Below are 1,199 nucleotides of genomic sequence, written 5' to 3' on the forward strand. Positions count from 1 at the left end.
ATACTCGGGAGGATGAAGGCGCACGAGGTCGTTATGCAGTGGGTCACCGAGGAGCTGTCGAGTGGCAGGCTCCGCATCGGCGACCACCTGCCGGGGGAGCGTGCCCTCGCCGAGAGCATCGGGGTCTCCCGCGGTTCTCTGCGGGAGGCGATGCGGGTGCTCGAGGCCCTCGGCACGATTCGCACCTCGACGGGCTCCGGCCCGCGCTCGGGCACCGTCGTGACGGCGGCCCCGCAGCAGGCGCTCGCGCTCGCGCTCGATCTGCAGCTGGCGACCAAGCAGGTGGCGCCCCAGCACGTCTTCGAGACCCGGTTGATGCTGGAAACCTGGGCGGCGGAGCAATCGGACCCGGCCCGCGGTGACTGGGACCTGGCGGAGCGGCTGCTCAGCCGCATGAATGAGCCGGGCACCCCCATCGAACAGTTCCACGCCCTCGACGCCGAATTCCACGTCGCGCTGTCCCGATCCGCGGATAACCCGCTCATCAGCACCCTGATGGAGGCCCTCCGGCTGTCCATCGCCGATCACACCCTGAGTCGGGCGCGCACGCTCGTGGACTGGGAGGCGACCGCGGTCCGCTTGCGGGCCGAGCACGCGGAGATCCTGGCGAAGCTGCGCGGCGGTGATCGCGTTGCCGCGCGCGATCTGCTTCGCGACCACATTCGCGGCTACTACCTGGAAACGAGCGACTGAGCCACCTCGCGGCGACGGACCTGGCGTTGACGCGACCCCGGTCGCGGAGTAGTCTTTCGTGTGGTTGGACCACACGGGTTTGACCGGGGACAGCGTCGGAGCTGCCCCGTCCGCAACCGCCGGGGCCGAGTTCCCGCTCTGACTGAAAGGACCCCGATGGTCAAGCGCCAACTGCCCAGGCCCGCCGAGCTCTTCGACTTGATGAAGTTCAAGAAACCAGAACTCGACGGGAAGAAGCGCCGCCTCGATGCGGCGCTCACCACCTACGACCTCCGGACGATCGCCAAGCGCCGCACGCCCACCGCCGCCTTCGACTACACCGACGGCGGGGCCGAGGGTGAGCTCTCGATGCGTCGCTCCCGCGAGGCCTTCGAGGACATCACCTTCCACCCGGACATCCTGCGCCCCGCGGAGCACGTCGACACCTCGACGGAGATCCTGGGCGGGTCAAGCTCGATGCCCTTCGGCATCGCGCCGACGGGCTTCACCCGGCTCATGCAGACGGA

The 1,199-nt window shown here is 69.1% G+C and carries 2 protein-coding genes; both read left to right on the forward strand.

Annotated elements, in window-relative coordinates; genetic code table 11:
- A partial coding sequence (locus OOT08_RS17350; RefSeq protein ID WP_325094106.1) for a FadR/GntR family transcriptional regulator occupies positions 1-693 on the forward strand: 693 nt, incomplete at its 5' end.
- A 156-nt stretch (positions 694-849) separates the two neighbouring features.
- On the forward strand, positions 850-1,199 hold a 350-nt coding region (locus OOT08_RS17355), incomplete at its 3' end, for an alpha-hydroxy acid oxidase (RefSeq protein ID WP_325094107.1).

Source organism: Leucobacter sp. M11, from assembly GCF_035726885.1.
GTDB lineage: Bacteria > Actinomycetota > Actinomycetes > Actinomycetales > Microbacteriaceae > JAPFRB01.